General features: G+C 72.3%; 17 protein-coding genes and 1 pseudogene. 5 read left to right on the forward strand and 13 right to left on the reverse strand.

Annotation, left to right across the window (positions count from 1 at the left end; genetic code table 11):
* Positions 1 to 60: 60 nt before the first annotated feature.
* A complete protein-coding gene (locus tag ACZ60X_RS34740; RefSeq protein WP_469607220.1) occupies positions 61 to 666 on the forward strand; it encodes a TetR/AcrR family transcriptional regulator in 606 nt (201 codons plus the stop codon).
* Between the two features lie 290 nt (positions 667 to 956).
* Here ACZ60X_RS34740 and ACZ60X_RS34745 read toward each other — a convergent pair whose 3' ends face one another.
* The 5 genes and pseudogenes from ACZ60X_RS34745 to ACZ60X_RS34765 form a co-directional block, all read right to left on the reverse strand.
* Entirely contained in the window at positions 957 to 2225 is a 1269-nt protein-coding gene (locus tag ACZ60X_RS34745; RefSeq protein ID WP_469607483.1) for a PP2C family protein-serine/threonine phosphatase, read from the reverse strand.
* Positions 2226 to 2434: 209 nt separating this feature from the next.
* Positions 2435 to 2589, reverse strand: a pseudogene (locus ACZ60X_RS34750) (IS630 family transposase); the annotation flags it as partial.
* Positions 2590 to 2764: 175 nt separating this feature from the next.
* Positions 2765 to 4039, reverse strand: coding sequence for a COG4705 family protein (locus ACZ60X_RS34755; protein WP_469607222.1), 1275 nt, complete (start codon positions 4037 to 4039; stop codon positions 2765 to 2767).
* A 38-nt stretch (positions 4040 to 4077) separates the two neighbouring features.
* Positions 4078 to 5346 carry a sensor histidine kinase gene (locus ACZ60X_RS34760; protein WP_469607225.1) on the reverse strand — a complete coding sequence of 423 codons (1269 nt, stop codon included), beginning with the start codon at positions 5344 to 5346 and terminating at the stop codon, positions 4078 to 4080.
* Positions 5337 to 5990 carry a response regulator transcription factor gene (locus tag ACZ60X_RS34765; protein WP_469607227.1) on the reverse strand — a complete coding sequence of 218 codons (654 nt, stop codon included), beginning with the start codon at positions 5988 to 5990 and terminating at the stop codon, positions 5337 to 5339. The genes ACZ60X_RS34760 and ACZ60X_RS34765 overlap by 10 nt, the downstream gene beginning before the upstream one ends.
* A gap of 117 nt (positions 5991 to 6107) precedes the next feature.
* On the opposite strand from ACZ60X_RS34765, the gene ACZ60X_RS34770 reads away from it, so the two are divergent.
* The gene (locus ACZ60X_RS34770; protein WP_469607229.1) at positions 6108 to 6446 is read left to right on the forward strand and encodes a DUF1801 domain-containing protein; all 339 of its coding nucleotides are present in this window, start codon (positions 6108 to 6110) and stop codon (positions 6444 to 6446) included.
* Between the two features lie 303 nt (positions 6447 to 6749).
* On the opposite strand, the gene ACZ60X_RS34775 is transcribed toward ACZ60X_RS34770, so the two are convergent.
* Both ACZ60X_RS34775 and ACZ60X_RS34780 read right to left on the reverse strand, forming a co-directional pair.
* Complete coding sequence (locus ACZ60X_RS34775; RefSeq protein WP_469607231.1) at positions 6750 to 7343, reverse strand: chorismate mutase; 594 nt, start codon at positions 7341 to 7343, stop codon at positions 6750 to 6752.
* 310 nt (positions 7344 to 7653) lie between these two features.
* Positions 7654 to 8679: an ArsR family transcriptional regulator gene (locus ACZ60X_RS34780; RefSeq protein ID WP_469607234.1), complete on the reverse strand. Its 1026-nt coding sequence runs from the start codon at positions 8677 to 8679 to the stop codon at positions 7654 to 7656.
* Between ACZ60X_RS34780 and ACZ60X_RS34785 the strand changes: the two genes are divergently transcribed.
* Positions 8645 to 9301, forward strand: a complete 657-nt coding sequence (locus ACZ60X_RS34785) for a tetratricopeptide repeat protein (protein WP_469607237.1) — start codon at positions 8645 to 8647, stop codon at positions 9299 to 9301. The two genes, ACZ60X_RS34780 and ACZ60X_RS34785, sit on opposite strands and share 35 nt — an antisense overlap.
* A gap of 305 nt (positions 9302 to 9606) precedes the next feature.
* Positions 9607 to 11595 (forward strand): glycoside hydrolase, encoded by a 1989-nt coding sequence (locus ACZ60X_RS34790; protein ID WP_469607240.1) that lies wholly within the window; start codon positions 9607 to 9609, stop codon positions 11593 to 11595.
* A 202-nt stretch (positions 11596 to 11797) separates the two neighbouring features.
* Here ACZ60X_RS34790 and ACZ60X_RS34795 read toward each other — a convergent pair whose 3' ends face one another.
* From ACZ60X_RS34795 to ACZ60X_RS34810, 4 genes are all read right to left on the reverse strand, one after another.
* The gene (locus ACZ60X_RS34795; RefSeq protein WP_469607243.1) at positions 11798 to 13225 is read right to left on the reverse strand and encodes a sensor histidine kinase; all 1428 of its coding nucleotides are present in this window, start codon (positions 13223 to 13225) and stop codon (positions 11798 to 11800) included.
* Positions 13222 to 13938, reverse strand: coding sequence for a response regulator transcription factor (locus ACZ60X_RS34800; RefSeq protein WP_469607246.1), 717 nt, complete (start codon positions 13936 to 13938; stop codon positions 13222 to 13224). Before ACZ60X_RS34800 ends, ACZ60X_RS34795 begins: the two co-directional genes overlap by 4 nt.
* Before the next feature lie 658 nt (positions 13939 to 14596).
* On the reverse strand, positions 14597 to 15994 hold the full coding sequence (gene dctA / locus ACZ60X_RS34805) for a C4-dicarboxylate transporter DctA (protein WP_469607248.1): 1398 nt from the start codon (positions 15992 to 15994) through the stop codon (positions 14597 to 14599).
* On the reverse strand, positions 15991 to 17109 hold the full coding sequence (locus ACZ60X_RS34810; RefSeq protein WP_469607250.1) for a PrpF domain-containing protein: 1119 nt from the start codon (positions 17107 to 17109) through the stop codon (positions 15991 to 15993). The genes dctA and ACZ60X_RS34810 overlap by 4 nt, the downstream gene beginning before the upstream one ends.
* Positions 17110 to 17255: 146 nt before the next feature.
* Here ACZ60X_RS34810 and ACZ60X_RS34815 point away from each other — a divergent pair, with 146 nt between their 5' ends.
* The gene (locus tag ACZ60X_RS34815; RefSeq protein ID WP_469607253.1) at positions 17256 to 18161 is read left to right on the forward strand and encodes a LysR family transcriptional regulator; all 906 of its coding nucleotides are present in this window, start codon (positions 17256 to 17258) and stop codon (positions 18159 to 18161) included.
* Between the two features lie 385 nt (positions 18162 to 18546).
* Here the strand turns inward: ACZ60X_RS34815 and ACZ60X_RS34820 are convergent, their stop codons facing one another.
* Both ACZ60X_RS34820 and ACZ60X_RS34825 read right to left on the reverse strand, forming a co-directional pair.
* Positions 18547 to 18771, reverse strand: coding sequence for an MbtH family protein (locus tag ACZ60X_RS34820; protein WP_469607256.1), 225 nt, complete (start codon positions 18769 to 18771; stop codon positions 18547 to 18549).
* Positions 18772 to 18791: 20 nt separating this feature from the next.
* The gene (locus ACZ60X_RS34825; protein WP_469607259.1) at positions 18792 to 26537 is read right to left on the reverse strand and encodes an amino acid adenylation domain-containing protein; all 7746 of its coding nucleotides are present in this window, start codon (positions 26535 to 26537) and stop codon (positions 18792 to 18794) included.
* Positions 26538 to 26541: the final 4 nt, after the last annotated feature.

The raw sequence follows: 26541 nt of genomic DNA on the forward strand, positions 1-26541 counted from the left end.
CCGCTACCCGCCGAACGATAAGCGGAGCCGACTCCGCATAGCAAGCAGAGAGGAACACGCATGACCGATCCGTCCATCCGGCCGACCCGGGCCGACGCGAGAGCCAACGAGGACAAACTGCTCGCCGCGGCCGCCGCGGCCTTCGCCCGGGACGGCGCCGCCGCAACCCTGAAACAGATCGCGAAGGACGCGGGCGTCGGGATCGGCACCCTGTACCGGCGCTTCCCGACCCGTGAGCAGCTCGTCGACGCCACCTACCGCTACGAGACCTCCCGTCTCGCCGCTCGGACTTCGGCACTTCTTCGTGAGCTGCCCGCCGACCGGGCCCTGCGGTCCTGGATGTCGGAGGTGCTGGACTACCTCGCCGCCAAGCACGGCATGGCAGACACGCTCAAGTCCCTCCTGCAGAACGACGAACATCTCGGCTCACAGACGCGCGAGCAGCTGACCGATGCGGTCGAGAAGTTCCGCCTCGCCGGCGTCACCCAGGGGGTGATCCGGCAGGACGTACCCTCCCGCGACATCCTTTCGGCTCTGGCGGGCGTCACCCTCGTAGCCGGGGCCAGCCACCAGCGGGAGCAGGCTGAGCGGCTGCTTGACCTGCTGATGGACGGCGTCACCCGCTCAACCGGATGGCGCGGGGGCCTGCAGCGGTCTACCCCGTGATCGTGCGCCCAGCCCGCCCGGCACGAGCTGCTGGCGTCCGCAGAGGCGACCGTTCACGTTTTCCAACCGAGCGCCGGCCAGAAAGTGGCCCGCGTCAGTCTTTTCCGCTCTCATCGGCAGCCCACCTGTGGGCTCCCAAATATCCGTCAGTTTTGCGCGAGGAGAAGGAGCAGGCCGCCGACCGGAAGAAAGAAGGCCGTCTTGCTGGTCCACGGAGATACGGGCAGACGGCTGGTTCGGCCGCGCGAGCCATGTCGTGCCCGTCCAGTGAGGCTCGGTGTCATAGCTCGTCACTCGTACCGCGGGCGCCATTCGAAGAGCAGGATGGTCGCGTCGTCCCGCAGTTGGTTGCGCTGGTAGTCGAGGATGGCGTGGATGAGCAGGCGCAGTACCTCGGCCGGGCGTTGCCTGGCCGCGTGGGAGCGGATGATGAAGTCGGTGAACCGGTCGAGTCCGAACTCCGCGCCGGCTGCGTCCCGGGCCTCCACGACACCGTCGGTGTAGAGCAGGACGCAGTCCCCCGGTTCCAGGGTGGTCTCGTGGACCTGCCGGGCCGCCGGGGCGAGGGGGCCGACCAGGCCGATCGGCGGCTGCGGAGGGCTGTCCAGCGCCCCGACGAGCACGCGTCCGGCACGGATCAGCAGTGGTGGAGGATGCCCGCAATTGACCCAGCGCAGCACCCCGGTCTTCGCGTCGAGCCGGCACAGCACACCGGTGCAGAACTGGTCGGGCAGCCACTCGGCGAGTGCCCGGTCGACGGTGCCGACGACCTCGGCCAGGTCGTGCCCCTCGCGGCGGGCGTTGCGTGCCGCGGCCATGGCGACCGACGTGGTCAGGCCCGCGGTCAGGTCGTGGCCCATGCCGTCGAGGATCATGGTGTGCAGCACGTTCTTGACCACCGAGTGGTCGAAGGCGTCGCCGGCGATCTCGTACGCCGGTTCCAGGACCGCGGTCGAGACGCACCTGACGCTGCCGATGGTGCGCGGTGGCAGGAAGGCGCGCAGCATCTCGGCGGGTAACCGCATGGGTGCGGTGCGGGTGCGGGCGGCGAGCCAGTCGCTGTAGGCGCGCTTGGAGGTGATCAGCATGGCGAACAGATGGGCCAGCATCCGGCTGCGACGCATCCGCACCCCGTCGAGCGAGGCGGTCTCCACCGCCAGCACGCCCAGCCGCTCGGCACCGTCGACCAGTGGCATCCAGACGATGAAGCCGTCGTCGGTGCCGGCCGCCCGTGGGGTGAGCGTGCGGTACGCCCAGCCGGCCGCCGAGCCCTCCACCGGCAGCGGCTCCAAGGCTTCATCGAGCGGGATGAGCACCCGTTGTTGCAGATCGACGAGGTAGATCAGGGCAGCCTCCAGGCCGAGCGCGGAGGCGCAGTGATTCGCCAGGGCGGGAAGTTCGACGGGGAGGGCCGCCTGCGCCTCGATGATCAGCTGTTCCAGCCGGTGCTCGTCGACAGCGGTGTCACGACGGGCGGAGGCGTGCGGTGGGTCCGCCACGTGGATCACCCCTTCCGTGCCCAGTCTCGCACCGATCCCGTTCCCTCTCAGATCGGGCATGATCGCGGCGAGCGTGAGAGCGGACGGCAACACCATGGGGCCCACCGCCATGCCACCACCGAGCCGTCGCCTGTCGTCTTCATCGGTGTGGCGGACACCTACCGGTTCCGGCTCCGGCACGGCCGGACGGCACCCCGCCGTCCTCCTCACCGGCAGTCGGTCTCTCGAACCGCGCCCATACCGGTGCCGCAACAGGTTGACCTGTTCGGTCAGGCTGCCGCGGGAAGAGAGCGTCCGCCCCAGCGGATGCGTTTCTCGCTGCGGACGCGGCCGCGTTCGCGTCGTTGGGCGGCGAGACGTCGGGGTGGCGGGCCTGGGTCTCGCGCCGGCGCGGGTAGGCGTGCAGGGCCCGGGTCCGAGTGGTCACCGGCGTCTGTTCCTGACGTATCAACCGCCGCCGCGACCGGCCGGCCTGGGGCGCAGCGGGGGCGGTCGAAACCTTTGAGGCCGGTTTCGGCCGCCCCACGTGAGTCCGCGGACATGCCCGGGCGGCCCCAAGCGGCCCCGGCCGCTGCGCCGGCTGGGCGCTGTGCGCTCTGTCAGCCCAAGTCCGCCAAGAGGGCGTTCAGTTCGCTCTCCTGCTGTGCCGGCGACATCGGGGGGTTCGAGTGATCGATACCGAAGGTCTTGAGCACCTTGTCCATCTGGGCGTCGATGGAGGTCCAGCCGGTGTTGTCCAGAGGCTGCAGCGAGGCCTGGTCGGCATCCCACAGGTCACGCAGCGACTGGGCGGCCGCGTGGGCGCCGGTCGCGTTCCCCGAACGTGCGTCCTTGAGCGAGGTGGCGGCGAGGGTCCGCAGGGCGGCGACCTTCGCGGGCGGGAACTTCTTCACCGCCTGGCCGGGAGCCATCTGGACGGCCGAGGTGGTGTCGGTCTCCGGCGCCGGGCCGACGTGCGGCTGACCGTGGGCCCAGACCAGCAGGCCCGCGGTGGCGACGGCCAGCAGTCCGAAGCCGGCGAGCGCGACGCGCTCCTTGCGCGGGTCGCTGGTGACCGGTGCGGCGTGGGTCGCCTGGTGGGTCTCGGTCACATCCGAGCGCGACACCGTCAGGTAGACCACCGTCGCCAGGATCAGGCCGAGGAAGATCAGGCTGGTGGTGAACGTGCCCAGCGCGAGACCGGTGGGGTCGCCCGGGTTCTGGGCGACCTTGGGGGAGGCGAGCCAGTCGCCGATGTTCGCGCCCAGCGGGCGGGTCAGGATGTAGGCGAGCCAGAAGGACAGCACCGGGTTCGCGCCGAACCTCCACAGCGCCGTGATCGCCGCGATGAGGCCGAGCGGCAGCAATACCGAGACGCCCGGGCTCCAGCCGGTCAGCTCCAGGGTCCAGTCGCCGGTCGCGGTGCCGAGCGCGAAGGTGACCAGGACGGTCAGCCAGTAGAACGACTCCCGCGGGAGCGTGGTGACCGAGTGGATCGACAGCGTGCGCTCACGCAGCCACCACACGCCGAAGACCACAACGAGCAGCACCGAGAAGACCGCGGAACTGATCCACAGCGGCACGTTCAGCTGGTCGGTCAGGATGTCGGTGTACAAGGTGCCCGTGACGCTGACAACGACCACGGTGAGCCAGTAGGGGAACGGGACGTACCGCTTGAGCCGCAGCTGGACGGCCAGGACTACCACGAAGACCGCGGTGAAGATCCAGGCCGTGTTCACCAGGCCGACGCCCAGCTGGGTGTTGATCCAGTCGGCGAAGCTCTCACCGACGGTCGTGCACAGGACCTTGATCACCCAGAACCAGATGGTGACCTCGGGGACTTTGTTGAGCATGAGCCGCCCGCTGCGCGAGCGTACTTCCGTTGTCGTTGTCATGCAGTGAGGTTTACGCGGGGAACCTGCACGTAACCTGACTACGCGGCCACACGGGCGGCCGGGAGCGTCACCTCGACGTGACCGCGGCCGTCCGCGATAGCACGGACCTCCACACCGGCCGAGGCGGCGATGCGCCGGACCACCGGCAGCCCCAGCCCGTACCCGCCGCCGCCGGTCACACCCGCTTCGAAGACCCGGTCGACCTCCGCGGGATCGAACCCCGGGCCGTCGTCCAGGACATCGACCACGACTGCCTCACCCTGGACGCGCGCGGTGATCCACACACGCGACCGCGCATGCCGCAGGCCGTTCTCCAGCAGGGGCGACAGCAGCGACACGGCGACGTCGGCCGCGACGGCGACCTCGACCTTCGCGGGAAGGGCGACCTCGACCGCGCGGCCGGCGATCGCCTGCCGGGCGGCGGAGCGCAGATCGCACCGGGTCCCAGCGTCTCTCCGTGCGCGAGCGGCGGCCAGGATCGTCGTGACCGCCGCATCGAGGCGCACGACCTCGCTCAGCACCGCCTCCGGCGCCACCGGCTCGCCGGACAGCTGCGCCAGCTGCGCCTCGCCCCGCAGGACCGTCAGCGGTGTCCGCAGCTCGTGGGCGATCTCATCGGTGAGCCGGCGCTCGTCCGCCAGCGCGTTGTCGACGCGCTCCAGGAGGTGGTCCAAAGTGCGCCCCAGCTCCCCGAACTCGTCGTGGGGGACTCCGAGGTCGAAGCGGCGCCCGGGTTGGTGATGGCTCCAGTCGTCGGCGAGGGCGGCCATCTCGTGTACGACCCGCAGCGCGCGGCGCACCACGAGGTGCGCGACACCGCCGGCGAGGAGGATCGTGAGGCCGCCCAGGATCAGCGACAAGGTCAGGCTGTGCCGCTCGGATGTCTCGTAGGGCGTGAGGTCCACCCGGACGATCACCATGACGTGGTGGCCGTCGATCGGAACCTTTCGCGCGTACAGGAGGTAGTTGCCGACGGTGGCGGTCTGCGATCGCCGTGAGTCTGCCAGCGCCTCGACGCGCTCGACCACGCTTGCCGGTACGTTCCCGTCGATCAGGCGGCCGTCGGCATACACCCAGGCGACCTCGTCCAGCGCCTCGCTGCTGTTCTCCGTCAGTACGACACGGCCGCCCACGGCTGTGACGTTCGCCGCGACAGCCTCGGCGCGGGTACGCGCCAGGTCGTGCGCGTCGGCGTCCGTGACCCGGCTCAGCAGCACGTGCGAGACCACGACCAGTACCGCGACCACGGCGGTGGCGATCAGCACGGTGAGCGCGACGACCCGCCTGCGGAATCCCGTCACTGCCATCGGTAGCCCACGCCGCGGACGGTCGCCAGACGCTCGGCCACCCCCAGCGGAGCGAGCTTGCTCCGCAGCCGGCGCACGAAGGAGTCGAGGGTGTTGTCGCTGACCTGCGCTCCGTGTGGCCAGCCGGCGGCGATGAGGGCGTGGCGGCGCACCGCGTCGCCCTGCGAGGCGATCAGGCGGCCCAGCAGGCGGAACTCGGTCGGGGTCAGGCTCATGCTCACCGCATCGTAGGTCACCACGTGCTTCGCCGGATCGAGGACGACCTCGCGTGGTGCGGGCGCCACGGTGGCCCGGCGCAGCAGCGCCCGGACGCGGACCAGCAGTTCCGGGACGTCGAAGGGTTTGGTCATGTAGTCGTCGGCGCCGGCCTCGAAGCCGCCCACCTTGTGATGCAGGCCGTCCAGGGCGGTGAGCATCAACACCGGCGCGTCGACGCCGCGAGCCCGCAGGGCCAGGCAGACGTCGCGGCCGTCGGCGTCCGGGAGCCCGAGATCCAGGACGACCAGATGGGGCGCCGGTGCGAGCTGCCGCAGCAGGCTGTCGGCCGTGGCGGCGACGCCGACGGTGTGGCCGTCGTGCTCCAGGGCACGCTTGAGGACGCCGCGGACCGCAGCGTCGTCCTCGCACACCATGATGGAAGCCACGTGCTGACCCTAGATACTCTCGTCCCAGTTCTCCATCTGCCCTGATCAGCGGCCTGTCGGCCGGCCGCGGCCGGTCGAGCCGCAGCGGGGGCCCGCGGGAGGACCACAATGGGTCGCATGGACCGTGTGCAGGAGTACACCGACGCCATCGCGCCCGATCACCGCGCGCTCTTCGACCGGGTCAGTGGGCTGGTCCTGGAAGAATTCCCGCAGGCGAGCGTGGCACTGTCGTACGGAATGCCCACCTACCGGGTCGAAACGCGCAGACTGCACATCGGGGTCTGGCAGCACGGCGTCTCGATCTACGGATGGGGAACAGACCGTGATGGTGGCTTCAGCTCCCGCCATCCCACGCTCATCAGCGGAAGGGCCACCATCCGGCTGCGGTCCACGGACATGGCGGCCGTCACCGACGATGACCTGCGCGCTCTCATTCGTGCCGCACTGAAGGCCTGACCGGACGGACCCGGCCCTGTAGGCAGGCCCAGCCAGGCGGGACGGCCCGGCCTCGTTCCGCCTCGCGGTGGGAATCTGGTGCTGGCCGACGAGGACACCGTCCGGGACATGATCCACAGGTTCAACGGGATCGGGCCGGCCTGCCGGGAACTCCCCGGTGGATTCGGTGACCAGCGCGCCGGTGACGGGCCCGAGCCCCATCGGCTCGCGCCCGTCACCGAGCACCGGGAGGAACCACGCGACCTCTGCCGCTCAGCCCTCTGGCCGCCGCCGTTCATCCGGCGCCGCCTCCAGGTGGCCGAATCACCGGCTGCGGGTCCTTACCGGTTGTTTTGCCTCGCAAACGTGCGGCAGGGAGCGCCCGAGCGCGATCGAGTGGAGCAAGTCCAGCCGCATCGTACGGTCGGTGCCGAGGTACGCGACCCCCAGCCGGCCTCCGCACCGGGGGCTGGTGCGGAGCGCCTCGGTGTCCGCGATGGCCTGCACGAGCTGGCCGCTGACGCGGTTGATCTCCACGCGGATCACTGACAGATCGGGGCTGCCGGTCGGCGCCTTCGACGGATCCGCGTCCCACATGCGGAAGAGCCCCCGCTGGACGATCTTGCTCGCCTCGATCTGGTCCCGGAAGACAGCCACCACCTCATCCGGGTCGGTGCCGAGTGCCCGGGCCTGGGCGGCCACGCCGTCGAGTACCTGCTGCTCGCGGGCGGGATCGTCGATGGGCTGCCCTGTGCGGTACTTGGCGGCGGCCACTTGGTCGGCGATGAGGACCCGCTCGGCGGACAGCCGGGTCAGCGGTTCCAGGGACGGACGAGCGGGGGGTCCGGCGGCCGCTGCGGGGGCGACGGCGACAGCCAGGACGGCCGTCGTGAGCGCGGCAATGATCGTCTGACGCAAAATTCCTCCTCGGTCGAGCCGATCCTACGGTCATCCGGAAAACGCGATCGCGGCGGAAGTGCATCCCCAATTACCGCGCTTGGGCGGTGACTTGCGCATCCTACGAAGCCCCACCCACACGCGGTACCGTCCCGCTCGCGCGTCCGGCTGGTGGTCAAGGGACCGGCCGTGGGTGTGCACCTGCGCGTTCTCCTCCAGCGGGAAGAAGCGGTGGGTGAATGCGAGCGCCCTACTCGCGGCGCGGATCCTGCAACGTGATGTGCAGCGAGCGCAGCGCCTCCATCTCGGGCGTGGTCAGCGGCGCCACCAGTCAGGGCCCGTCACCCGCGCCGCCATCAGCGATACCCGGCGTTGGACTTCGCGCCCCTTTCCCCGCCAAGGCCTCGCCCTGGCCCGCGACTTCGGTCAGGAGCCTGCCCAGTGCCGTGAGCTCGTGCCGGACCGCGCGGCCGTTGCGCACCGTGTTGATCAGTCCCGCCTCGCGGAGGGCGGCCGCGTGGGTGGAGGCCGCGCCTGGGCTGACGGCCAGGGCGGCGGCCAGCTCGCTGGTGCTCCGCGGATCGGCCAGCAGACGCAGTGTGTGCGCTCGGGTGCTGCCCAGGACCGGAGCGAGCGCGTCCTCGCCCATGGCGGCGGGCAGGACCGGTATGCCCCGGCCTGCCGGGTACACCACCATCAGCGGTCGTTCCCCCTTGTCGCCGACCATGGTCGCGCCGGTCCAGTGGAAGGTCGGCAGCAGAACCAGGCCACGGCCGGCTGCCGCCACGTGCCGTGAATAGGGCGCGTCCACCTCCCAGCAGCCGCCGACCAGCCGCGACCCCGGGCACAGTGCCGTCAGCGCGCCGACAACCCCGCGCTCGGCCGCGTCGAGAGCGTAGCGAGCGAACTCGGCCTTGTGGCCGGCCGTCACTCGGGGCCAGGTCTCGCCGAACACAGCGCCGAAGGCGTCGTGCAGGCCCAGGCACAGCCGCTCTCGGGAGGTGACGTCGCCGTCGACCAGATCCCTCAGCCAACGGGGTAGGGGGCCCTTCCGCCCGGCCCAGGCTTGTTCGACACCCGCGGCGCGCACCAGGGCGGTGGGGGCGGCCCGGACCGCGTCCAGGCCCGTCGGCAGGTCCGTGGTCAGCGGGTCCAGGAACGCCGAGCCGTTGTATGCGGAGATCAGATCCCACAGCGGGCGGGTGGTGCCGGGCAGGCGCTGCCGTAACCCGCGCCGCCACCACCCGAACCCCTGCTCCGAATCCGGGCGCCTGAGCATCATCAGCGCGAGCTTGAGTTCGACGAGCGGCGCAGGCTGCGGCGTGAACCGTATCCGCGCCAGGTCCTGTGTCGACAACCTGTGCGACCTGGGCCGGGCCCGCCACTCCTCGGGCGACTCCCCCTCCGCGGTCGAGCTGACCTCGCAGGTGCTCGCCCTCTACCGGGCCATGGGAGACCGTCGCAGCGAAGCAGCAGCCCTGCACGATCTGGCCTACATCCTGGAGGAGATGGGCGAGCGGAACAGCGCGGGTGCGTACTACCAGGAGGCGCTGACGATCTACGAGGACCTCAACAGCGTGCAGGGCGTGGCGAACACCCTGCGCGGGCTGGGCCGGATCCGGTACGCCGTCGGCGACCACCGCGCCGCGGCCGAGCTGCACCAGCGCTCCCTGGACGCCTGCCGGGAAGCGGGCAGCCGCCATGGGGATGCCGACTCACTGCTCGGCCTGGGCCGGGCCCGCGACGCACTGGGTGACAGCCGCGACGCCCTCGCGCTCTGCCAGCAGGCGCTGGCGCTCTACCAGGAGATCGGCAGTCGTCTCGGCGAGACCAGCGCCCTGCTCGATCTCGGAGCCCTGACCGAGCGGACGGCGGACCCACGCACGGCGCTGACACTCCACCAGCAAGCCCTGGCGCTCGCCCGCGACACCCGCAGCCCGCTGGACGAGGCGCGTGCCCTGGAAGGCGCCGCCCGCTGAGCCCTCGCTCTCGGCGACCGCGCCGCCGCCCTGGCCGGCCTCGAGGACGCCGTCGCCCTCTACCGCCGCCTCGGCTCGCCCTCCGCCGCGGACGCCGCCGTCCGGCTCTCCGCCCTGCGAGCTGCTCCCCCTCCGGCCTGAGCGTGGGTCCAGGTGGTGGTCATGGATCTCTGCCTTTGGACACGCAGGTCTTGGAGCCGATGGACCCACGGCTGCTGGGCAGGGGGGCCGGGCACCTCGAACCACTGGCGCTGCACGAAGAGCTCTTAAGAACTTCTTAGACCGCCTCGTGACAGTGGCGCCCCATGAAGACGAGGAAGATCAAGAGGACCAAGAAGAAGATCGTCGTGCTGAGTGCCGCCCTCACGGTGATCGGGGTGGTCGGCACGGCCACCGCGTTCGGCACGGGCGGCCGGGACGGCCGGCGGGTCGTGGCGCACGGAAACCAGGTCACCGTACCCGTCGCCGGTGGGCGCGCCGTGGTGGACACCACTTCGCTGGCCGTGCGCGGCGAGGCGGACGACGGACACGTCTGGCAGCTGTCCGCCCGGGCGGCCGACGCCCTCGGGCCCGCGGGGACGGTGACCGTGAACGGGGACAGGGCCACCTGGGTGTACCCGGCGAAGGCACTCATGGTCACTGCGGCGGCCCGCGAGGGACGGCTGGTGGTGACCGTGCACTCCACCGGGAAGGGCACGCTGACCTGGCCGGTGACCGCCACCGACCAGGACACGAGCGAACTGCAGATCCCGCGTGGCGAGGGCCTGTCGGTGCCGGTCGCCGACCACTGGTGGAACTCCGCGGGGGCCGGGATCGTGGGCTCGCAGGTCGGCATGTCCGACGGGCTGACCATGCCGTTCTGGGGCACCAGCATGCGCGGCGGACACGGTGCGAGCTACATCGCCGCCTCGGACATCGGCACCACGCTGAAGTTCGTCTCCGCCGGCGGCCGGCTGCACACCGAGACCGAGCACGCGTTCTCCCCGTCGCAGGACACCCTCGACTACATATTGACCTTCGCGCTCACCGACGGCTCGCCGGTGGCCGCCGCCCGCGACTACCGGGCCTGGCTGCAGGCCCACGGCGGCATCACCACCCTGCGCCAGAAGATCGCCCGCAACCCCGAGGTCGGCAAGCTGGTGGGCGCCTTCCACGCGTACACCTGGGGCCAGGCCCGCACCGCGCAGGGCGTACAGCGCCTTCGGCAGCTGGGCATCGACAGGATGTGGCTCGGCTACGACGCCGACGGCTCCCCCATGGACCGCTCGGCCGTGAGCCTGGCCGAGCGGTCCGGCTACCTCGTCGGACCGTACGACTCCTGGGCCAACGCCCAGAACCCCGCCTCGGCCGACAGCCCGGTGTCCAAGTGGCCCGCGCCCGTGTGGCAGGACGCCTGCGTACGGGGAGCCGACGACAGGATCGTCACCGGTTTCGGTGGACGCGGCTGCTACGTCAGCTCCGAGGCGTTGCGGCGCGCCGAGCCGACCCGGCACTATCAGGCCGACCGCACCCGCGAGATGACCGCGAACGGCGCCGACAGTTACTTCCTCGACGTGGACGCCGCCGGCGAGTTGTTCACCGACCACTCCCCCGCGCACCCGATGACGCAGGCACAGGACCGGGCGAACCGGCTGCGGCGGATGGCCTGGCTGTCCGGCGACCGCGACCTGGTGCTCGGTTCGGAGAGCGCCGGCTCCTGGGCGAACGGTGTGCTCGCCTTCGGCCACGGCTCGGGCACCCCGGCTCCCGACCAGCTGTGGGCGCTGGAGCGGGACCACGCCGCCTGGGGCGGTTACGCGCCGGCCGGCGCACCCGGGATCTTCTTCAAACCCGTCCAGTTGCCGGCCGACGTCGCCAAGGCGATGTACGACCCCAGGTACCGGGTGCCGCTGTACCAGACCGTGCTGCACGATTCGGTGATCAGCACCGAGCGCTGGGAGCTGTCCTGGTCGAAGCTGCCCGCCCAGAGCCGCACCCGCGCCCTGCTGGCCATGCTGTACAACGTCCCGCTGAACGTCGTCCTCGACAAGGCGGAACTGGACGAGCACGGCGAGCGGATCGCCCAGCTGCAGAAGTACTTCGAGCCCCTGCACAAGGCCGCGGCGACCCAGCCCATGACCGACTTCCGGCGGCTGACGCCCGACGGACTGGTGCAGCGCACGACGTTCGGTGACGGCGTTTTGACGGTCACTGCCAACTTCTCGCACCGCTCCCACGGTGGTCTGCCGGCCGGCTGTGCCGACGCGGTGGTCCAGGGCGGCGGGGCCCAGCGGTTGTGCCCGGCCGGCCTGTGACGCCAACTGGCCCGACCGGCCGCTGATTTGAGCGGATCCGCGCGCGAGGCGCGGGTCACCTCGCCCATCCAGGCGGCCCTCCGCGCCCGTACCGGACTGACCAGGGGGATGCGCGCGCCTACGGCGGCGGCCGGATCGGGACCTGCACCGGCACAGGCCCCGGTCGGCTCGACGGCCGCGTGTTCGGGGAGCGCGGGCAGGGTCAGCCAGTGGCCGGGGGCCGCGGCACGGTCGGCATGCGCAGCCGGAACAGGGCGCCGCCGCCCGGAGCTTGATGGGCCGTCAGTTCCCCACCGTGGGTGCCGGCGATCTGGCGGGCCATGGCCAGGCCCAGCCCGGAGCCCGGGAGGGCACGGGCGGTACGGGAGCGGTAGAAGCGGTCGAAGACATGGGGCAGGTCGACGGCGGCGATGCCGGATCCGTGATCGCGGACCGTGACCTCCAGTCGGTCGTCCACCGGTGAGCGGAGCGCGGCCGCCTCGACGCGGCCGTCGGCCGGGGAGAACTTCGCCGCGTTGTCCAGGAGGTTGGAGAACAGCCTGGTCAGCCGGCTGGGGACCGCCGCGACCAGGATGCCGGCGGCCGAGGGATCGGTCTCCAGGACGAAGTCGATGTGCGGCCAGTGGTCGCGGGCGGCGGCGACGGCGTGCTCCAGCAGTGCCGTCGGCCGTACGAGTTCCAGTGCCTGTTGCGGTTCCTCGTCGCGGGCCAGGTCGATCAGGTCATTGACGAGATTGGTCACTTCGCGCAGCTGGCGGGAAAGGGCGCCGGTCGCGCGTTCCCGCTGCTTCGGGGTGAGATCGTCCCCTCTGAGCAGGATCTCCGCGTTGGCACGCAGCGAGGTCAGTGGGGTACGCAGCTCGTGCGAGGCGTCGGCGACCAGCCGGCGCTGGGCCGCGAGGGACTCCTCCAGAGCGTCGAGCATGGTGTTGAAGCTGACCGCGAGCCGGGTGATCTCGTCCTCCCGGCCGCGTGGCCCGGGCGGCAGCTCGATGCGGTGCCCGGCATCGCGCGTGGCGGTGATCCGCTCCGCCGTCGAGGTCAGCCGGGACACCGGAGCCAGCCCGGACCGGGACACCCAGTAGCCGAGCAGCGCGGCCACCGGAACCCCCGCGCTGCCGATCAACGCCAGCAGCACGGCGACGTGCCGCTGGGCCCGCCGCACCCCGTCGGAGCGGAGCGCCACCTGCACGGCCAGGCCGTCGGGTGCGGGTGTGGTCAACACCCGCACCGGGTGGCCGGCCACGGTGGCGGTGCTGTAGTACGGCGCCCGTTCGCCTCTCGCGACCTGGCGCACCGCGGCGGTGACGGGCAGCAGGTAGCTCTCCTTCGGGTCGTCGGCAACCGAGCGCGGCACGAGCTGGGCGCACGCCGGCGCCGCCAGGTAACGGCACTCACCCGCCTGCACACCGGGCCCGTCCTGCTGGTGCTGGTGGATCGCCAGCGTCGCCGCCTGGGTGAGCTGGAGATCGAGCTGCCGCTTCAGGGTGGAGACGGTGACGGTGTACGCGCCCGCGCACACGGCCAGCGCCACACCCGCCACGGCCGCGGAGGCGGTGAGCGCCAGCCGACGGCGCAGCGGCCGACGGTGGTGGCGCCGGGGACCGCGCGGACGGCGGCGCCAGGTCATCGCTCGTCCAGTACGTAGCCGACGCCGTGCACTGTGTGGACGAGACGCGAGCCGCCGTCGGCCTCCAGTTTGCGACGCAGATAACCGACGTACACGGCAAGGGAGTTGGACTCGGGACCGAGGTCGCGGCCCCACACCCAGCGCATGATCGTCTCCCGCTCCAGGACCTGTCCGGGGTGGCGCAGCAGGAGGTCCAGCAGGGCCCACTCGGTGCGGGTGAACTCCAGCCGCCGGCCTGCGCGCATCGCGGAGCGGCTCTCGGGATCCAGTTCCAGGTCGGCGAAGCGCAGCCCGACCGGCCGCGGTGTCCCGCCGGGGCCGGCGCGGCGCAGCAGGGCGCGCAGCCGGGCCACCAACTCGTCCAGCGCGAACGGCTTGACCAGGTAGTCGTCCGCGCCCGCGTCCAGGCCGTCCACCCGGTCGCTGACCGCGTCGAGCGCGGTCAGCACCAGGATGGGCGTGCGGTCGCCGAGCGCGCGCAGTTGCCGGCACACGGCCAGTCCGTCCACCACGGGCATCATCACGTCCAGCACCAGCGCGTCCGGCTCCCAGTCCGCCACCGCGGTGAGCGCGCCATGGCCGTCCGCCGCGCTCCGGACGGTGAAGCCCTCCAGCGCCAGGCCGTCCTCCAGGGCGGCCCGCACCTCCGTGTCGTCGTCCACCACCAGCACCCGTCCGAAGGCGCTGGACCGGTCCCGAGCTGCGTCGTTCATGATCCCAGCCTGCCAGAGAAGGCGACCTGGACCACCACTGACCTTGTTGTCGTGAGCGAGGTCGCCAACGGCGGCCAGGGACCGCCACCAGGAACGCGGTATCACGAGGGAGGTGGCCCGACCGCGAAGCAGCGGGCCCGGCGGGAGCAAGTGCCCTTCGAGGCTGCGGAGTTGCTCACGCAAGGGTGTCGCCGCCGCCGGTCGCGTGGCGGTTGCGGATCTCACGGGAGTCCGCCTGTGCACGGTATGCCCGCTGGCGGGACGACGGGATGCGGGCCTTGGGTCCCGCGAGCCGTCGGGGCGTCCGTCACGCATGGAACGGGACCACGGCGGGATGACGGTGAGGGACCGGGACGCCCCGCTGTGCTTCGCGGACGAGGCGGGCGACCGCTGTGGCAGCCGAAGGCGTGCACCTTCTCCCTGGCCGTTCGCCCCTGGTCCGGGCCCGCGCGACCGGCTCGGGCAGCATCTCCTGGCGGACCCGGTCCGTCGCAGGATGCGCGAGCGGATCACGGCCCGCGGGACGGAACCCGGTGTCGGGGAGGCGCTGAAGTCGAAGTCCTCCAGGGTGGCCCGGTGCTCGAATCGCCCACGTCCTGTTGAGACATGGGCGGGCCGGGCCGCAGCGTCAGCTCCGGCCCGGCCCGCCCATGCGACGTCAGCTCGTGGCGGGAACGGGGGCGCGGGTTGGCGCGGGCGTCTCCTGCGCGTCGGGCTCGGCCGGCACCGTGGAAGGAGCGGGGGCTGGGGCGTAGGGAATCTCGCCGCCCAGGACGGCCTTGGCGCGGTCCTCGTCGAGCTCGCCCTCCCAGCGGGCGACGGCCAGGGTGGCGACGCCGTTGCCGACCAGGCTGGTCAGGGCGCGGGCTTCGGACATGAACCGGTCGACGCCGAAGATCAGCGCGAGGGCGGCGACCGGGACATGGGGGACAGCGCTGAGCGTGGCGGCCAGGGCGATGAAGCCGGAGCCGGTGACGCCCGCGGCGCCCTTGGAGGTGAGCAGCATGACGGCGAGCATGGCCAGTTGCCGGGTGAGGCTGAGGTCGATGCCGAGGGCCTGGGCGAGGAAGACCGAGCCCATGGTCAGGTAGATGGCGGTGCCGTCGAGGTTGAAGGAGTACCCGGCGGGCAGTGTGATGCCGACGACCGGTTTCGAGGCGCCGGCGTGCTGGAGTTTGGCCATCATGCGCGGCAGGACGGGCTCGGTGGAGGAGGTGCCCAGGACGATCAGCAGCTCTTCCTTGATGTAGCGCAGGAAGGGCAGCAGCCGCAGTCCGTTCAGACGCATCACGGTGCCGAGGACGACCAGGACGAAGACGAGGGCGGTCAGCCAGAACGAGCCGACCAGCAGGGCCAGGTGGCGCAGGGTGCCCAGGCCGTAGTGGCCGATGGTGAAGGCCATGGAGCCGAACGCGCCGACGGGGGCCAGCCGCATGATCCAGCGGATGAGCGTGAACAGGACCGTGGAGAACTTCTCGACGCCCCGGGCGATGCTCAGGCCCGCTTCTCCGCTCGCGTGCAGGCCGAAGCCGAACAGTACCGACACAAGGAGCACCGGCAGGATCTCGTTGCCGGTCAGGGCGCCGACCAGGGTGGCCGGGATGATGGTGAGGAGGAAGGCGGCGAAGCCCTGGTGGGCCGTGGTCGTCTCCGGCGGCAGGCCCTCGGTGGACAGGGTGGAGAGGTCGATGTGCAGACCGCTGCCCGGCTTGACGACGTTGACGACGACCAGGCCGATCACCATGGCCACGGTGGTCAGCACCTCGAAGTAGACCAGGGCCTTCAGGCTCACGCGGCCGACCGCGCGGGCGTTGCCCATGGAGGCGATGCCGTGGGCGACCGTGCAGAAGATGATCGGCGCGATGAACATCTTCACCAGCGCGATGAAGCCGTCGCCGAGCGGCTTGAGGTCACCGCCGACGGAGGGCCACAGCCCGCCCACGGCGGCGCCGAGGAGGACGGCGATCAGGCACTGGACGTACAGGTGGGACAGCATCCGGCGGATGCGGCCCGGTGGTGCGGTGACGGTACCCGGGGCAGCGGCGTTGCGGCTCATGCGGGGCGTCCTTCCAGGACGGGAACGAGGAGTTCGGCTCGGGCGATACGCCGGGCGGCGCGGTGCAGCAGCACCGTGGGGGACGCGCCGTCCGGTGCGGGGACGGCTCGGGTGGTGACCACGCCGGCGGGGGTGCCCAGGCGCAACGTGCCGTCGGCGGTCTGCCGGGCCACGCGGTGGGCGAGGGTGCCGGGGGTGGCGGCGGCCGTGGCCAGGGCCACGGCGGAGGTCAGGCCGATCGCCGGGTGCGGGGCGTGCATGGAGACCATGCGCACGGCCAGGTCGTACTCGTCCTGGTTGACGAGTGTGCCGTGGGTGGTGCGATAGAGGGCGGGGCGGGCGACGATTCCCGCTTTCGGCACCGCGTGGCTGACCGGATCGCCCTCGCGGACCAGTCCCATGGCCAGCGCTGCCTGGCGGCGCAGCAGTGTCAGCGCGGGCACCGCGGTGGCGAACGCGGTGAGGGATTCCGTGCCGTCGAGGCCGAACGCTTTGGCCTCGAACAGCGCGGCCGGCGCGCCGGCGTCCACCAGGGACGCCTCGACGGGGCCGTCCGGTCCGGTCAGCTCGTCCAGTGCCCGGCCGGTCGGCAGAGTGCGGCCGGTGGTCGAGCCCGCAGGGTCCTGGAACCCGAGCAGGACCGGCACGCCCGGCGCCGAGGTGCCCGGCACCACGGCGGTGCCCTCCTCCGGGGCGAGGCCCGCGGGGGTGGGAATCGTGCCGGTGAGGCGGGCCCCGGTGTTGACGTTGAGCATGCGGACGGTGGTGGTGTCCGACGCGATCGGCACGAGATCGTGGTGGACGGCGTACAGGGCCACGGCGGTGGCGCAGTTGCCGCAGTTGCTGGCCCACTCCACGCGCTCGTCGCCGATGCCGACTTGCGCGAAGGCGTACTCGACATCCACATCGGGTCGGGTCGACGCCTGTACGACGGCGGCCTTGGAGGTGGTGGAGGAGGCGCCGCCCACGCCGTCGATCTGGCGGGGGTCGGCGGCGTTGAAGGCGGCGAGCAGGAGGGCATCGACGTCCACGCCCGTGGCGGCCACGTCGCGGTGGTCGAAGATCCAGCACTTGCTGGTTCCTCCGCGGATCATCTCGCCCTGCAGACGCAGCACAACTGACTCCTCACAGCCATGGAAGGGGAAGTCCACCGACGGTCTCGCCGTGCGTGGTGTCCTCCACGGTGGGTTACGTCAGTGTGAAGTACAATCTCGGAAATCTGCATGGCTATTAAGGTGAAGTGAACGCTAGAGGTGGTGGCGTGCTCGACGTCCGGCGCATCCTGCTGTTCACGGAGGTCGCCCGGCGCGGCTCGGTGACAGCGACCGCCCGCGCCCTCAACTACACACCGTCAGCGGTATCGCAGCAGATCGGCCGCCTGGAAGCGGAAGCGGGGCAGCCTCTGCTGGAACGCCACGCCCGGGGGGTCACCCTCACCGAGGCCGGACGGGCGCTGGCCGAACGAGGGCAACGGATCGAACGCGAACTGCAGGCCGCGGAAAACGAACTCGCCGACTACGCCGGTCTGCGCGCGGGCACACTGCGCATCGGCACCTTCCCCACGGTCGGCGCCTCGCTCCTCCCGCAGGCCGTGATCGCCTTCCGGGACGCCCACCCCGACGTGCGGCTGACCGTCCGCAGCGCCCGCATCGCCGGACTCTGGACCATGCTGGAGAACCGGGAGATCGAAATGTCGCTGATGTGGGACTACGACTGGAGCCGAATCGACCGGGAGGACATCGTCGTCACCCCCCTCCTCGATGACCCGCCGGCCCTTCTCGTCAGCGACCACCATCCACTCGCCGGCCGCGACGCCGCCTCACTCGCCGACTTCGCACGGGACCCCTGGATCACCCGCGCCGAACATCACCCGGTGGCCGAAGCCCTCGTCCGCGGCTGCCGCGCCGTCGGCTTCGAGCCCCACATCGCCTACGAGGCCCACGACTACCAGGAAGCCCAGGCCATGGTCGCCGCGGGCATCGGCGTCGCCCTCGCGCCCACCCTGGCCCTGGAGGGCGTCCGACCCGGCGTCAGCGTCCTGCCGCTCCAGCCCCCGGCCCCCATCCGGCGCATCCTCCTGGTTCGCATGGCCGACCACTCGCTCACCCCCGCCGCCCTGAGCTTCGCCGGGCTCCTCCGCGACACCGCCGCGTCCCGAACACCCTGACACCGACACCGAACGCCCGGTCGTGGACCGCCGGGGAGCGGTGGTGTCGATCGACCGGTCCGGCCCCGCCCACGAGTTCTCGGTGTCCGCGCCGCGATGCGCCCGCGCGGATCCCGCCGCGGGCCAGGCAGCCCATGATGTGCTGGTCGGGCTGTAGCCGGCCGGGCGCGCAGGCGTGGGCCGGCGGCAGGGCAGCCCTGGGGAGCAAGAGCAGTGCCACCCGCACCCCCGATCAGCCCGCAGCCGCGCAGATCTGGGCGGCGGCGCCCCACTGGGACGTCCGGAACCGGATCGCGCGGGCCGACGGCTCGGCAAGCAGGTGGAAGTGTGGCCGAGCAGGCGGAGATCCGGCATGAGCGTCCCGGATCCCGCCGTCCCGGCCGGGTCAGGCCCCGCCACCGTCCTGGGCGCGGACCAGGCTGGCCGGGCGCATGTCTGTCCAGTGTTCCTCGACGTAGGCGAGGCAGGCGTCCCGGCTGTCCTCGGGGTGGGCGACCCGCCAGCCGGGCGGTACGGCGATCGGGGCCGGCCACAGGGAGTGCTGGTTCTCGGCGTTGACCAGCACCAGGAAGCGGCCGTCGGGGTCGTCGAAGGGGTTGGTGGTGTCCATGGTGGTGGGGTTCCTCCTGGTCAGTGTCCGGGCCGGGCGGGGCCGTGCAGGGCCTCGGCGAGGACGCGGGCGATCCGGGCGGCAGGTTCGGGCCGCAGCATGTGAGTGTGGTGGCAGGGCACGGAGTGGGCGGTCCGGGTGCCGGCGATGTAGGGGCGCCAGGCCTCGTCGATCGGGTGGCGGTGGGCGTCGAGGTCGGCGCTGAACAGCAGGGCGTCGCCGCCGTAGTGGGGCGGGCGGTAGCGGCCGAGGATGGCGACGCTGTGCGCGTACACGTCGACCAGGGCGTCGAGGGTGGGTTCGTCCAGGGCGGCGAGGGCGCTGCCCTCGCGGTGCAGGAGGGCGCGCAGGGCGGCCCGGTCGGTGGGCGCCTCGGCGGCGCGCAGCACGTCCGGGTCGAACGAGTCGAGGGCCCTGATCAGGAGTTCCCTTTCGTCGGTGGGGTCCCAGGCGGGAGTTGCCGGTGCGCCGGGCGGGGCGGGCCGGGCATCCAGCAGGGCGAGCAGCGCGATCTGTTGCCCGGCCCGCTCGAGTCGGGCGGCGATGTTGTGGGCGACCATGCCGCCCAGCGACCAGCCCACCAGGTGGTAGGGGCCGGTGGGCTGGATCTTGCGGATCTGGCCGAGGTAGTCGGCGGCCATGGTGTCGACGCTGTCCGGCAGGGGCTGCGACCGGGCGAGCCCGCGGGCCTGGAGGGCGTAGACGGGGTGGTCGGGCAGATGCCGCATGAGAGCGGCGTAGCACCAGCCGAGGCCGCCGCCGGGGTGCAGGCAGAACAGGGCCGGCCCGCTGCCCGTGGGGCGCAGCGGCAGCAACGGGTCGAGCCAGTCCTGGCCGTCGCCGCTGCCGAGCCGGCGGCCCAGCCGGGCCGGAGTGGGGTCGCGGAAGACGGCGCTGAGCGGGAGTTCGGCGCCGAGCAGGGCGCGGATCCGGGTGATGAGGCGGATCAGCAGCAGGGAGTGGCCGCCGAGGGCGAAGAAGTCGTCGTCGGCGCCGACCCGGGGCCGGCCGAGGACCTCCGCGAAGAGCGTGCAGAGCAGTTCCTCGTGCGGGTTGGCGGGTGCCCGGCCCGGGCCGGGGGCGGCTCCGGCCGCCGGGGCCGGCAGCGCGCGCTTGTCGAGTTTGCCGTTGGCGGTGAGCGGCAGCGCGTCCAGCTGGACGAGGTGCGCGGGGACCATGTGGTCGGGCAGGGCGTCCGCGACATGGGTGCGCAGGGCCGCCGGTTCGGCGTCGCTGCCTGGCCGGGGCACCACGTAGCCGACGAGTTCCCGTCCGCCGGTGGCGGCGGGGCGGGCGACGACGACGGCCCGGGCCACGGCGGGGTGGGCGGCGAGGCGCGCCTCGATCTCGCCGGGCTCGACCCGGAAGCCGCGGATCTTCACCTGGTCGTCGGCGCGCCCCAGGTATTCCAGCTGTCCGTGCCGGGTGCGGCGGACGAGGTCACCGGTGCGGTACATGATCGTGCCGGGCGGCCCGTACGGGCAGGCCACGAAACGGGCCGCGGTCAGCGCGGGCCGCCGCAGATAGCCGCGCGCGACCCCGTCGCCGGTGGCGTACAGCTCGCCGGTCACGCCCGGCGGTACGGGGTTGAGCGAGGCGTCCAGCACGAAGAGCCGGAGGTTGCTGACCGGGTCGCCGATGGGGACGGTGTGCGGCCAGTCGGCGGGGTCGCCGTCGAGTGTGTGGGTGGTGACGGCGTGGGTCTCGGCGGGGCCGTACACGTTGTGGACGCGCCGCGCGGGCCGGCCCGGGCGGGGGGTGCAGAAGTCCTTCAGGCGGGGGGTGGCGGTCAGGGCCTCGCCGCCCTGGAGGAGGTCGGTCAGGTCGGGCAGTTCGCGGCCGCGGGCAGCGGCGGAATCCAGCAGGGCGTCGATGACGGAGGTGGGGGCGTACAGCTCGTTGACGTGTTCGTCCGCGAGCCAGCGGGTGGCACGTTCCCCGTCCCGGCGGGTCTCCTCGTCGGGCAGGACGAGGGTCTTGCCGGTGACGAGGGTGGCCAGGATCTCCTGCACCGAGAAGTCGAAGCCGAGGGCGGTGAACTGGCCGACGCGGGTGCCCGGGCCGCCGGGGAAGCGGCCGCGGTGCCAGGCGAGGAGGTTGGCCAGCCCGCGGTGGGGCATGGCGACGCCCTTGGGGGTGCCGGTGGAGCCGGAGGTGTAGATGACGTAGGCGAGGGTCGCCGGGTCGGGGCGGCGGCCGGGCGGAGCGTCGGGGAGCGCGGAGAGCGTCCGCAGGGTCGAGGGATCGTCGAGGGCGACGGTGGTGCCGCGGTGGGCGAGCCGGGGCAGGGCGTCGGTGCGGGTGAGGACGACGTCGGGGTCGGCGTCGGCGAGGACGGCCCGGATCCGGGGGTCCGGGTGAGCGAGGTCGAGCGGCAGGTAGACGGCGCCCGCCTTGAGGATCGCGAGCAGGGCGACGGGCAGGTCGAGGCCGCGGGGCAGGGCGACCGCGACGAGCCGATCGGGTCCGGCGCCGAGCGCGGCGAGGTGGCGCGCCAGCCGGTTGGCGCGGGCGTCGAGTTCGCGGTAGGTGAGGACGCCTTCGGCGTGGCTGCACGCGGGGGCGCCGGGGGTACGGCGGACCTGTGCCTCGAAGAGTTCGGGCACGCTGCGCTGTACGGGCACGGCGGGGGTGTCCGCGGCGAGCAGGGTGTGCCGTTCGGCGGGCGAGAGGAGGTCTGCTGCGCTGATGGGCCGGTCGGGGTTGCGCAGGGCGGCGCCCAGGAACCGGACGAGACGGTCGAGGAGGGCGGCGACGCTTTCGCGGTCGAACAGCTCGGTGCTGAACTCGACGGTGGCGCGCAGACCGTCGGGGGTGCCGTCCGGCCGGTTCTCCTCGGTCAGCAGGAAGGTGAGGTCGAACCGCGAGGTGCCGGTGCCGACGGTCTCCTGCCGCACGGTCAGGCCGGGGAACCCGAAGTCGTCGCGAGGGGTGTTCTGCAGGGCGAGCATGGTCTGGAAGAGGGGGTTGCGGTTCGGGTGGCGGGGCGGGTTGAGCACCTCCACCAGCCGTTCGAACGGTGTCTCCTGATGCGAGTACGCCGCCAGGTCCGTCTCCCGCACCCGCCCCAGCAACTCCCGGAACGACGGATCCCCACCCGTGTCCGTCCGCAGCACCAGCGTGTTCACGAAGAACCCCACCAACGCCTCCAGCCGGTCATCGATCCGCCCCGCAACCGGCGTGCCCACCACGATGTCCGACCCCGCACCCAACCGCGTCAGCAACGCCGCCAACGCCGCGTGCAGCACCATGAACACACTCACCCCCGACGCCCGCGCCAGCTCCACGACCCCCCGGTGCACCTCCACCGGTATCCGGCCGTGCAGCAGTTCTCCCGCCCGGGTGGCCTCGGTGGGGCGGGGCCGGTCGGTGGGCAGGGCCAGTTCTTCGGGCAGTCCGGCCAGTACGGTCGTCCAGTAGGCGTCGTCGGGAAGACCGTCGTACTGCCAGAGCGTGTAGTCCGCGTACTGCACCGGCAGCGGCTGCCACTGCGGGGCGCGGCCCGCGCACCGGGCGGCGTACGCGGCGGCGAGGTCGCGGGCGAGGGGGCCGTTGGACCAGCCGTCGCAGGCGATGTGGTGCACGGTCAGCACGAGGACGTGCTCGTCCTCGCGGACTTCGAGCAGTTCGCCGTGTACGGGCAGCCCGTTTGTCAGGTCGAAGGTCCGGCGGGCGGCCGTGCGCACGGCCTCGGCGAGCGTGCCGCGGTGCACGGGTACGACGGCCAGGGCGGGCCGGGCCTCGGCGGCGGGCAGCACCCGCTGGTACGGCTCTCCGTCCACCTCGTACACGACCGTCCGCAGCGTCTCGTGCCGGGCCACCACATCACCCAGCGCCCGCTCCAGGGCGTCCTGGTCCAGCGGGCCGGTCAGGTGCAGCGCGAAGGGGATGTTGTAGCTCGGATCGGGGCCGTCGAGCCGGTTCAGGAACCACAGCCGGCGCTGGGCGAACGACAGCGGGAGCCGGGCGGGGCGGGACCGCGGGGTCAGCGCGGGCCGGGCCCGGTCAGCGGTCCCGACGCGGCCCAGCAACTGGGCGGGGGTGGGTGCCTCGAAGAGGTCCCGGATCCGCAGTTCGACCTCGAGGACCGTGCGCACCCGGCTGACCAGCCGGGTAGCGAGCAGCGAGTGCCCACCCAGCGCGAAGAAGTCGTCGTCGGGACCGACGCCCTCGGCCCCCAGCACCTCCCCGAACAGCTCGCAGACGACAGCCTCCTCGGGGCTGCGCGGCGCCCGGCCGCCCCCGGTACCGGTCCGCTCCGGTTCCGGCAGCGCCCGCCGGTCCAGCTTCCCGTTCACCGTCAACGGCAACCGCTCCAACGAGACCACGGCCGACGGCACCATGTAGTCCGGTAGCGACTGCGCCACGAACGCGCGCAACTCCCCCGGATCACAGGCCACTCCACCCATCGGAACCACGTACCCCACCAGATCCCCGCGCGCCGACGCCACCACCGCCGCCTGCGCCACCGACGGATGCGCCACCAGGCGCGCCTCCACCTCACCCGGCTCCACCCGGAAACCACGCACCTTCACCTGAGCATCCGCGCGACCGACGAACTCCAGCACGCCATCCACGTTCCAGCGCACGAGATCGCCGGTCCGGTACATCCGCTCGCCCTCCCGCCCGAAGGGACAGGCCACGAAACGCCCCGCGGTCAACCCCGGCCGGCCCAGATACCCCCGCGCCAGCCCGGCACCGGCCACATACAACTCCCCGACCGTGCCGGGCGGCACCAACCGCAGACGCTCGTCCAGCACGTGGACGCGGACGTTCGCCATGGGCCTGCCGATCACCGGGGTACTGCCCGTGGCCTCGGCGATCAGGGTGTTGATGGTGCACTCGGTCGGGCCGTAGTGGTTGTAGAAGGTGACGCCGTCGGTGGCGGCGAGAGCCCGCCAGCTGTCCTCGCTGATCGCCTCACCGCCGACCAGCAGGACGGCGGGCCGCTGTGCGGACTCGAACATCCCGGCCTCGGTGAGGGCGCGCAGATAGGAGGGGGTGCAGTTGACGGTGGTGACCTGCTGCTCCCGGACGTACGAGGTGAGCGCCTCGGCGTCGCGCCGGACGTCGTCCGGCAGGACGTGCAGGGGAACACCGCGCAGCATCAGGGCCAGTTGCTTAAGGGATCCGTCGAAGACGAACGGGGAGACCAGCGCGGCTTCGGAGCCGTCCGCCCACAGCCGGGGCGCCGGCAGCGCGGCCCGCAGCCCGGCGCAGTAGTTGACCACGGCGCTGTGCGGCACTTCCACACCGCGCGGTTCGCCGGTCGAGCCGGAGGTGTAGAGGATGTACGCGGTGTCCGCGCCGTCGAGCGGCCACAGGCGCGCCCGGTCGTCGGGAGCCGTCTGCGGGGAGCGGTCGAGCGCGCCACGGACCGCGGGGTCGTCCAGGAGGATCCGCCGGGGCGCCGGGGCGTCCGCCGGCGGGGCGTCGGCCCGGGTGGTGACGAGGAGCGCCGGGGCCGCGTCGGCGAGGATGCGGCGCAACCGGTCCGACGGGTATCCGGGGTCCACGGGGAGGTAGGCGGCTCCGCTCTTCAGGACGGCGAGCAGTGCCACGACCATGTCGCCCGACGCCGGCAGGCAGAGCGCGACGCGTCTGCCCGGCCCGGCGCCCCGCGCGGTGAGCAGATGGGCGAGGCGGTTGGCCCGCGCGTCGAGCTGCGCGTAGGTGAGCCGCTGTGCGTCGTGGACGAGGGCCGTGCGGTCCGGGGTGCGGGCCGCCTGGGCCTCGAACACCTCGGCCACCGTGCGGTGCCGGGGCGTGATGGCGGGGCCCTGCCCCCAGGCGACCAGTTGCTCCCGCTCGACGGGGGCGATGAGGTCGTGGGCGCCGATGGGGAGGTCGGGGCGGGTCGCCGCCGCAGCGAGCAGCCGGATCAGGTACGTGCCGATGCGCTCGGCCGTGGTGCGCTCGAAGAGGGCCGTCGCGTAGCGGATGCGCACCCCGAGTCCGGCGGGGGCGCCCTGCGCGTCGCGTTCCTCGGTGAGGTCGAAGAACAGGTCGAACTTGGCGACGCCGGTGTCGACGGGCTCCAGGCCGACGTCCAGGTGTGCGAGGTCGGGGGTGGGTGTCGCGCCCGTCTGGAGGGCGAGCATGGTCTGGAAGAGGGGGTTGCGGTTCGGGTGGCGGGGCGGGTTGAGCACCTCCACCAGCCGTTCGAACGGTGTCTCCTGATGCGAGTACGCCGCCAGGTCCGTCTCCCGCACCCGCCCCAGCAACTCCCGGAACGACGGATCCCCACCCGTGTCCGTCCGCAGCACCAGCGTGTTCACGAAGAACCCCACCAACGCCTCCAGCCGGTCATCGGACCGCCCCGCAACCGGCGTGCCCACCACGATGTCCGACCCCGCACCCAACCGCGTCAGCAACGCCGCCAACGCCGCGTGCAGCACCATGAACACACTCACCCCCGACGCCCGCGCCAGCTCCACGACCCCCCGGTGCACCTCCACCGGTATCCGGGTGGACACGAGGGCACCGCCGCGCTGACCGGTGATGCTGCGGGGGCGGTCCACCGGGAGGGGGAGTTCGTCGGGAAGACCGGCCAGTACAGCCGTCCAGTAGGCGTCGTCCTCGGCCAGGCCCTCGTACTGCCACAGCGTGTAGTCCGCGTACTGCACCGGCAGCGGCTCCCACCCGGGAGCACGCCCCGCACACCGAGCCGCGTACGCCACCGACAGATCCTCCGCCAACGGCCGCAACGACCAGCCGTCACACGCAATATGATGCAACGTCAACTGCAACACGTGCTCACCGTCACCCACCACGAACAACGCCCCACGCAACGGCAGCTCCGCCGTCAGATCGAAAGCGTGCACCGCCCCCGCACGCAACACCTCCCCCAACTCCCCCGCCCCCACAGACCGCACCTCCCACACCGGCCGGGCCTCACCGACGGGCAGCACCCGCTGGTACGGCACCCCCTCCACCTCGTACACCACCGTCCGCAACGCCTCGTGCCGGGCCACCACATCACCCAACGCCCGCTCCAGAGCCCCCCGCTCCACCACACCCCTCAGACGCAGCGCAAAAGACACGTTGTAACTCGGATCCGGCCCCTCCAACCGGTTCAGGAACCACAACCGGCGCTGCGCGAACGACAACGGAACCCGCTCCGGACGCTCCCACCGCACCAACTCCGGCCGCACAGACACAGCCCCCACCGTGAGCCGCCCGGCCAGCACAGCCGGGGTGGACGCCTCGAACACGTCACGAACCCCGATACCCACCCCGAGAACCGTACGCAGCCGACTGACCAGCCGGGTCGCGAGCAACGAGTGCCCACCCAGCGCGAAGAAGTCGTCATCGGGACCGACGCCCTCGGCCCCCAGCACCTCCCCGAACAGCTCGCAGACGACAGCCTCCTCGGGGCCGCGCGGCGCCCGGCCGCCCCCGGTACCGGTCCGCTCCGGTTCCGGCAGCGCCCGCCGGTCCAGCTTCCCGTTCACCGTCAACGGCAACCGCTCCAACGAGACCACGGCCGACGGCACCATGTACTCCGGCAGAACCCCCGCCACGAACGCCCGCAACTCCCCCGGATCACAGGTGACCTCCTCCGCTGCGACGACGTACGCCACCAGATCCCCGCGCGCCGACGCCACCACCGCCGCCTGCGCCACCGACGGATGCGCCACCAGCCGCGCCTCCACCTCACCCGGCTCCACCCGGAAACCACGCACCTTCACCTGAGCATCCGCGCGACCGACGAACTCCAGCACTCCATCCACGTTCCAGCGCACCAAGTCCCCGGTCCGGTACATCCGC

The sequence above is a fragment of the Streptomyces sp. NPDC104106 genome (assembly GCF_055584345.1).

Excerpts from the sequence above, each read along its gene's own strand:
- ACZ60X_RS34745 (WP_469607483.1), bottom strand. The coding sequence starts at position 2,225 with ATGCCCGATCTGAGAGGGAACGGGATCGGTGCGAGACTGGGCACGGAA.
- ACZ60X_RS34820 (WP_469607256.1), bottom strand. The coding sequence starts at position 18,771 with ATGGACACCACCAACCCCTTCGACGACCCCGACGGCCGCTTCCTGGTG.
- ACZ60X_RS34760 (WP_469607225.1), bottom strand. The coding sequence starts at position 5,346 with ATGGCAGTGACGGGATTCCGCAGGCGGGTCGTCGCGCTCACCGTGCTG.
- dctA (WP_469607248.1), bottom strand. The coding sequence starts at position 15,994 with ATGAGCCGCAACGCCGCTGCCCCGGGTACCGTCACCGCACCACCGGGC.
- ACZ60X_RS34825 (WP_469607259.1), bottom strand. The coding sequence starts at position 26,537 with ATGTACCGGACCGGGGACTTGGTGCGCTGGAACGTGGATGGAGTGCTG.
- ACZ60X_RS34790 (WP_469607240.1), top strand. The coding sequence starts at position 9,607 with ATGAAGACGAGGAAGATCAAGAGGACCAAGAAGAAGATCGTCGTGCTG.
- ACZ60X_RS34755 (WP_469607222.1), bottom strand. The coding sequence starts at position 4,039 with ATGACAACGACAACGGAAGTACGCTCGCGCAGCGGGCGGCTCATGCTC.
- ACZ60X_RS34800 (WP_469607246.1), bottom strand. The coding sequence starts at position 13,938 with ATGAACGACGCAGCTCGGGACCGGTCCAGCGCCTTCGGACGGGTGCTG.
- ACZ60X_RS34770 (WP_469607229.1), top strand. The coding sequence starts at position 6,108 with ATGGACCGTGTGCAGGAGTACACCGACGCCATCGCGCCCGATCACCGC.
- ACZ60X_RS34740 (WP_469607220.1), top strand. The coding sequence starts at position 61 with ATGACCGATCCGTCCATCCGGCCGACCCGGGCCGACGCGAGAGCCAAC.
- ACZ60X_RS34795 (WP_469607243.1), bottom strand. The coding sequence starts at position 13,225 with ATGACCTGGCGCCGCCGTCCGCGCGGTCCCCGGCGCCACCACCGTCGG.